At 44.3% G+C, this 6,983-nt stretch carries 6 protein-coding genes and 1 pseudogene; 5 read left to right on the top strand and 2 right to left on the bottom strand.

Annotation, left to right across the window (positions count from 1 at the left end; translation table 11 throughout):
• Positions 1 to 943, top strand: a pseudogene (locus NFR56_RS09620) (IS3 family transposase); the annotation flags it as partial.
• A gap of 316 nt (positions 944 to 1,259) precedes the next feature.
• Here the strand turns inward: NFR56_RS09620 and NFR56_RS09615 are convergent.
• Positions 1,260 to 2,123 carry an RluA family pseudouridine synthase gene (locus NFR56_RS09615; protein ID WP_070661561.1) on the bottom strand — a complete coding sequence of 288 codons (864 nt, stop codon included), beginning with the start codon at positions 2,121 to 2,123 and terminating at the stop codon, positions 1,260 to 1,262.
• A gap of 103 nt (positions 2,124 to 2,226) precedes the next feature.
• Between NFR56_RS09615 and pbp2a the strand changes: the two genes are divergently transcribed.
• A complete protein-coding gene (pbp2a, locus tag NFR56_RS09610) occupies positions 2,227 to 4,461 on the top strand; it encodes a penicillin-binding protein PBP2A (protein WP_023919836.1) in 2,235 nt (744 codons plus the stop codon).
• A gap of 328 nt (positions 4,462 to 4,789) precedes the next feature.
• On the opposite strand, the gene ypfJ is transcribed toward pbp2a, so the two are convergent.
• On the bottom strand, positions 4,790 to 5,701 hold the full coding sequence (ypfJ, locus tag NFR56_RS09605) for a KPN_02809 family neutral zinc metallopeptidase (protein WP_070590281.1): 912 nt from the start codon (positions 5,699 to 5,701) through the stop codon (positions 4,790 to 4,792).
• Positions 5,702 to 5,845: 144 nt separating this feature from the next.
• Here ypfJ and rpmG point away from each other — a divergent pair, with 144 nt between their 5' ends.
• The 3 genes from rpmG to nusG all read left to right on the top strand — a co-directional run bounded on the left by rpmG (position 5,846) and on the right by nusG (position 6,908).
• Positions 5,846 to 5,998: a 50S ribosomal protein L33 gene (gene rpmG, locus NFR56_RS09600; RefSeq protein WP_003009043.1), complete on the top strand. Its 153-nt coding sequence runs from the start codon at positions 5,846 to 5,848 to the stop codon at positions 5,996 to 5,998.
• Between the two features lie 9 nt (positions 5,999 to 6,007).
• The gene (secE, locus tag NFR56_RS09595; protein WP_003002261.1) at positions 6,008 to 6,184 is read left to right on the top strand and encodes a preprotein translocase subunit SecE; all 177 of its coding nucleotides are present in this window, start codon (positions 6,008 to 6,010) and stop codon (positions 6,182 to 6,184) included.
• A 187-nt stretch (positions 6,185 to 6,371) separates the two neighbouring features.
• Positions 6,372 to 6,908, top strand: a complete 537-nt coding sequence (nusG, locus tag NFR56_RS09590) for a transcription termination/antitermination protein NusG (RefSeq protein ID WP_003002077.1) — start codon at positions 6,372 to 6,374, stop codon at positions 6,906 to 6,908.
• Positions 6,909 to 6,983 lie beyond the last annotated feature (75 nt).

The raw sequence follows: 6,983 nt of genomic DNA, 5'->3' as shown, positions 1-6,983 counted from the left end.
CAGAAAATGAATACCTGAGAGCGGAGAATGCTGTTCTAAAAAAGTTGAGAGAACTCCGATTGAAGGAGGAAAAAGAGAAAGAAGAAAGACAGAAATTGTTCAAGAATTAATCACTGAGTTTTCGTTAGATATTCTTCTAAAGGCCATTAAACTCGCTCGTTCGACCTACTATTATCATTTGAAACAGCTAGACAAACCAGATAAGGATCAAGGGCTTAAAGCTGAAATCCAATCTATTTTTACTGAACACAAGGGAAATTATGGTTATCGTCGGATACATTTAGAATTAAGAAATCGTGGCTTTTTGGTCAATCATAAGAGGGTTCAGCGGTTGATGAATGTCCTCAATTTACAAGCTAGAATCCGGCAGAAGCGAAAGTATTCTTCTCACAAAGGAGATATTGGTAAGAAAGCCGACAACCTTATTCAACGCCAGTTTGAAGCTTCAAAACCAATGGAAAAGTGCTACACAGATGTGACAGAATTTGCCATTCCAGCAAGCACTCAAAAACTCTACTTATCACCAGTATTAGATGGTTTTAACAGTGAAATCGTCGCTTATAATCTTTCGACGTCGCCAAATTTAGAACAAGTGAAAGCTATGTTAGACCAGGCCTTTACTGAGAATCATTACACAAATACAATTCTCCATAGTGATCAAGGATGGCAGTATCAACACCAGTATTATCATCGTTTTTTAGAGGATAAAGGAATTCAACCGTCCATGTCACGTAAGGGTAACAGCCCAGACAACGGCATGATGGAATCCTTCTTTGGCATTCTTAAGTCCGAAATGTTTTATGGGTATGAGAAGACGTTTCAGTCACTTGAGCAATTAGAACAAGCTATTGTAGACTACATTGATTATTACAACAATAAACGAATTAAGGTCAAACTAAAAGGACTCAGTCCTGTGCAATACAGAACTAAATCCTTTGTGTAAATTCATTGTCTAACTTTTTGGGGTCAGTACATTTTTGTCCAGCCTCTTTTTGTGGCTTCTTTTTTGAATGCAGATAAGTTTTTAAAATAAAATGAGAGATTCTGTCAATTGTTTTAAATGATTTTTATCTTTTGAATTATTCGATAATGACTGGAGACTTTACGCAGTGAGAAAAGTGCTTGAAACATTAGAATTTCAAGCACTCGGGAGTTTTGAGACGTTGGGCTCAAAACTAAGTCATGGAACTTCTTTGAAGTTCGCTGACGTCCGTACTCACTTAAGGAAAGTCTCTAAGAAGACTATTTCGGTTCTTTTCTCATTTTTTCAACCCTTCTTCGAAACTCTTGGAAGGGGCCTCGACTTGGATGGTTTCAAGGGTTAATGGATTGGTAAAGGTCAAGCGGTGAGCATGGAGCATGAGTCGCTCTCCGCGTGCAGGGTTATAGAGAGGATCCCCGACAATCGGGTGCCCATGATGGGAGAGATGAACCCGGATCTGATGGGTACGCCCCGTCTTGAGCTGGCATTTGACCAGGCTGTTGCGCCCGATTTTTTTCAGTTGCGTCACCTGAGTTTCTGCGTACTGCCCTTTGCGCGGATCGACCAGGCGCTTGCGCCGATCGTGGCGATCGCGTCCGATTTTATCCTTGTAGACGATGGTTTTTTGTGCTAAGCTACCTTGGATCAAGGCCCAGTACTCGCGTTGGATGTTTTTATCTTCCAAAATGCGGTTGAGAATGGGCAGGATAAAAGGGTTTTTAGCAAATAAAATTGCTCCGCTGGTTTCCTTGTCTAAGCGGTGCACGACGTAGCAGGTAGATCCAACATAGCTGGAAACATGGTTGAGAAGAGCAATTTCTGTCGGCTCATTGGCATGGGTTTTCATACCTTCGGGCTTATTGACGATGATGACATGCTCATCCTGATAGAGTTCTTCGACCAGACTCGGGTCTCCGGCTGGGAGCTCTTTTTCAGGGTAATCGTCCGCGTCAAAGATCAGCTGGATCTGATCTCCTTTTTGAACGGGGCTCTGCCAGTTGATGGTCTCGCCATTGACCAAGACGTGCTTCTTGGTTCGTAAAAAATGCCGGATCTTACGGGGAATGAGGAAGTAGTCCTCAAGCAGCTCTTTCACAGTCATCTGGGGAAAGGATTGTGGAATGGTAAATTGATAGTTCATGACCCTATTGTAGCAAAATCTAAGCTTAAAGAAAACTAAATGGGAGAAGGGGATGAGCTATCTTTTCTTGCTAGGACAAGGATAAGGTGTTACAATAACAGGTATGAATAGAATAAAAGAATTATTTGAAAACCTGATCACTTTTTTTAGAAAGGATCATCCACCCAAAGCGGTGGCAGAAGAAGTGCCAGACACGGAACTACCGGAAGAGACAGTAGAGCCGACCTATAGTCGCTCAGGCAAGCACAGAAGCAAGCCTCTCTCTCAACACCCCTTCCGTCGTTTTTGGCGCAGATTCCATTTGACCAAGATTCTCCTGATCATTGGGCTAGGCTTTAGCCTCTTGACAGGGGGCTATCTTTTCTACCTTGCTAAGACGACCAACGTCAAGGATTTGCAGAATGCACTGAAGGCGACGACCATTATCTATGATAAGAATGGGGACCAGGCGGGAAGTTTGACCGGGCAAAAAGGAACCTATGTCGAACTCGATGCCATTAGTGAGAATCTGCAAAATGCCGTGGTCGCAACAGAGGACCGGAGCTTTTACAAGAATAGCGGGATCAACTATGGTCGCTTCTTCTTAGCGATTTTGACCCTGGGTCGCTCAGGTGGTGGGTCGACCATCACCCAGCAGCTAGCCAAGAATGCTTACCTGTCTCAGGACCAGACGGTGGAGCGTAAGGCTAAAGAATTCTTCCTGGCGCTTGAAATCAATAAGAAATACAGTAAAAAAGAAATCCTCACCATGTACCTCAACAATGCCTATTTTGGAAATGGGGTTTGGGGGATTGAGGATGCTTCCAAGAAGTATTTTGGGGTTTCAGCCAGTCAATTAAGCCTGGATCAGTCTGCGGTTCTCGCAGGTATGCTCAAGGGACCTGAGATCTATAACCCGCTCTATTCAGTAGAGAATGCGACCAATCGCCGCAATACGGTCCTCCAAAATATGGTGGCAGCTGGTTATATTGACCAGAAAACAGCTGATCAGTCAGCGGCTGTGGATATCCATGGTCAGCTGGTCGATGCCTATGAAGGCAAGTCAGAGGACTATCGCTACCCATCCTATTTTGATGCGGTCATCAATGAAGCGGTCAATGAATATGGTCTGACCGAAGAAGACATTGTCAAAAATGGCTACCGGATCTACACCGAGCTGGATCAAAATTACCAAGCAAGCATGCAGGTGATCTATGACAATACAGCCCTCTTCCCAGTAGCAGAAGACGGCACGCGCGCGGAATCTGGTAGTGTCGCCCTCGATCCTAAGACCGGAGGGGTTCGGGCTCTCGTAGGGCGTGTCGGCAGTGATCAAAATCCAGGATTCCGTACCTACAACTACGCGACCCAGGCTGCTCGAAGTCCAGGATCAACCATCAAACCTTTGGTTGTCTATAGCCCAGCTGTTGCTGAAGGTTGGTCGACCAATAAGGAATTGGACAATAGTACCACCCAATATGGAAGCTATGAGGTTAATAACTATGCGGGAATCCAGTCCAGTCCAACGGTACCGATGTACCAGGCCTTGGCAGAATCCCTTAACCTTCCAGCCGTAGCGACCGCTAATGATTTGGGTCTCGATACGGTCTTTGAATACGGGAAAAAATTCGGACTCAACATGGACAAGGTGGACAAGTCGCTTGCCGTTGCCTTGGGAGCTGGTGTGACAACCAATCCGATGCAGATGGCCCAAGCCTATGGAACTTTTGCTAACGGCGGGGTCATGAATGATGCTCACCTCATTACCAAGATTGAAAATGCAAGTGGCCAAGTGGTCAAGAGCCACAGCCAGAAATCAACCCGAGTGCTTAGTGGTTCAACGACAGATAAGATGACCAATATGATGCTGGGTACTTTCAGTAATGGTACAGGGGTTAACGCTGCGCCTTATGGCTATACCATGGCAGGGAAAACCGGTACGACAGAGACCAGCTTTAACAAGGACCTCTCCGGAGACCAATGGGTGATCGGTTACACGCCAGATGTGGTCATCAGTCAATGGCTTGGTTTCCCAACGACCGATGAAAATCACTACCTGACGGACAGTAGTGCTGGAACGGCATCAGAGATCTTCCGCAATGTTGCCAATAGTGTCCTGCCTTATACAGACGGTACCCAGTTTGACTCGGTGAAGAACTCTTATGCTGAAAATGGCATTGCGCCAGTCGGAGAAGAAACGACAGAAACAGATAGCAAAGAAGACAAAGGTTTCTTTGAGGATGTCAAAGAGAAGGCGTCGAATATGGTCGATGATGCGAAAAAAGCAATCGATGAGGCCGATATCCCAGGAAAAGCAAAAAACGCTTGGGATACCTTTAAAGGCTGGCTTGGTTTCTAATCAAAAAACGATTCAGAGGAATTTCTGAATCGTTTTTTGCAGATTGAAGACAAAGTCTTCTTAGAAACTTTCCTTAGGTGAGTACGGATGTCAGCGAACTTCGAAGAAGTTCCATGACTTAGTTTTGGACCTAAGGTTCCAAAACTCCCGAGTGCTAGAAACACTAGTGTTTCTAGCACTTTTCTCACGGCGAAAAGTTTCTGTTGAAATGATCCTAATAGTATTAATTATTTTAATTTTTCAACGTCACTTAAGTTGTTTTATGTAAAATGCAATTTATCTATATTCTAAAAGATCTATTCAGAAGGATTTCTGAATAGACCTTTGTTTAAAGTTCACTATCTGACAAGCTAAAGGTATCGCCGTGTTGGAGATCCCCGTACTGGTAGCCCCGTTTGAACCAGCGCATGCGCTGTTCCGAAGTTCCATGGGTAAAGCTATCTGGCACCGAGTAGCCGTAGGCTTGCTCCTGGAGAGTGTCGTCCCCGACTGCATGGGCTGCATTCATGGCTTCTTCGATATCGCCGATATCTAGAAGATTTCGGTCTTGAATGGAGCGGGCCCAGACACCTGCTAGGTAATCGGCTTGTAGCTCGATGCGGACACTGATAGCATTTCGTTCCTTTTCAGAAAGACCTTGTTGCATCCGATGGTATTTGCCAAGGATTCCCAGCTCGTTTTGTACGTGGTGGCCGACTTCGTGGGCAATCACGTAAGCCATGGCAAAGTCACCGCTAGCCTTGTATTTGGTTGTTAATTCCTTGTAGAAGCTCATATCCAAATAAATCTTTTTGTCGGTTGGACAGTAGAAAGGACCAGCCGATGCTTGCCCAACCCCACAGCCTGTCTGTGTCCGTCCGGTATAGAAGACTAGTTTGGGCTCATGGTAAGTACGTCCTTCAGCTTGAAAGACCTTGTGCCAATGATCTTCTGTTGTTCCAAGGACCTTGCTGACGAACTCAGCATCTGCATCGTCGACATGGGTCTTGTTGGTGCGCGTGATCTGGCTAGACTGGTAAGAATGAGAAGTCCCATTTCCAAAGAGACCCCCAAGGCTAGCGCCACCACCTCCTAGAAGAACCAGAAGAAGGATGAGGACGATCTTACTTTTGAAGCTCCCCGGCGATAGTAAGATCTGTAAAATGCCTCCGCCAAGATTACTATTGCCTGAAGAATGGGAGTAGCTTTGCCCTCGACGGTCTTCGATATTTCTACTTTCTTTTAGGTTATCACTTTTCATATTCGTCTCCTTTTGTTTTATTTTACCAAAAATGAGGCAAAAACCAGAGTGATAACGCTTTAGATTTGCTTTTTTCTTGACAGGAGATTTTCTGTTCTTGTCAAAACGTGGAAAACTTGCTATAATGGGGTGAACGGAGGCGTTATGGCATTAAAAAAAGCAAGTCTAGCGTGTACGGTTTGTGGGTCACGCAATTACTCCATTAAGCTGAGTGGGACGCCAAAACCAACACGTCTAGAAGTCAATAAATTCTGCAAACATTGCAGCAAGTATACCATCCATAAAGAAACACGATAGGAGAGAGTTGTGAAATTCATTAAAGATATTTTCGTCTTACTAAAAGATACAACTTGGCCAAATCGCAAGGAAAGATGGAAAAACTTTATCTCAGTGATTGAGTACACCGCTTTCTTTGTTGCATTGATTTATTTGTTCGACAAAGTCATTGCACGTGGCCTATTGCACATGATCAATTTCTTTTAAGAAAAGAAGCCAGGTGGGATCCCCAGGGTCCCACTTTTTGCGGTTTTTTCTTAAAAATAAATCAGCAAACCTCTTTGCATTCCTGCAAAATGTGGTATAATGAAGCTAGGAAAAGGAAAGCCAAGAGGCTTTTTTTAGTATGTTCACAAAAGCTCGAGCAGGCTAAACAGAAAGAAAGGATGCCCAAATGGACAGTTTTGATAAAGGCTGGTTTGTACTACAAACCTACTCAGGATATGAAAACAAGGTAAAAGAGAATCTTTTGCAACGTGCGCAAACTTACAATATGTTAGAAAACATCTTGCGCGTAGAGATTCCAACTCAAACCGTACAAGTTGAGAAAAACGGTAAAACCAAAGAAATCGAAGAAAACCGCTTCCCAGGTTATGTCTTGGTTGAAATGGTCATGACAGATGAAGCTTGGTTTGTCGTTCGGAATACACCGAACGTTACTGGTTTCGTCGGATCACACGGGAACCGTTCAAAACCAACTCCATTGTTGGAAGAAGAAATCCGCAGCATCTTGCTCTCTATGGGTCAAACCGTTCAAGAGTTTGATTTGGATGTCAAGGTGGGCGACACAGTTCGCATCATCGACGGTGCCTTCACAGACTACACTGGTAAGATCACTGAAATTGATAACAACAAGGTGAAAATGGTCATTTCTATGTTCGGTAACGATACAGTTGCAGAAGTGAACCTGAACCAAATTGCTGAATTGTAAGAAAGAGAGAGTGGGACAGAAATCGGTAATTCGTTAGAATTCGATTTCGTCGTCCCACCTCCGCACAGTTGAGTA

Origin of the sequence: Streptococcus caecimuris (assembly GCF_943193075.1) — a bacterium.
Classification (GTDB): Bacteria; Bacillota; Bacilli; order Lactobacillales; family Streptococcaceae; genus Streptococcus; species Streptococcus caecimuris.
Note: the sequence above shows the minus strand (reverse complement) of the source record. Positions and strands in the feature narration are given on the sequence as shown.

Excerpts from the sequence above, each read along its gene's own strand:
- rpmG (WP_003009043.1), top strand. The coding sequence starts at position 5,846 with ATGGCATTAAAAAAAGCAAGTCTAGCGTGTACGGTTTGTGGGTCACGC.
- NFR56_RS09615 (WP_070661561.1), bottom strand. The coding sequence starts at position 2,123 with ATGAACTATCAATTTACCATTCCACAATCCTTTCCCCAGATGACTGTG.
- nusG (WP_003002077.1), top strand. The coding sequence starts at position 6,372 with ATGGACAGTTTTGATAAAGGCTGGTTTGTACTACAAACCTACTCAGGA.
- pbp2a (WP_023919836.1), top strand. The coding sequence starts at position 2,227 with ATGAATAGAATAAAAGAATTATTTGAAAACCTGATCACTTTTTTTAGA.
- ypfJ (WP_070590281.1), bottom strand. The coding sequence starts at position 5,701 with ATGAAAAGTGATAACCTAAAAGAAAGTAGAAATATCGAAGACCGTCGA.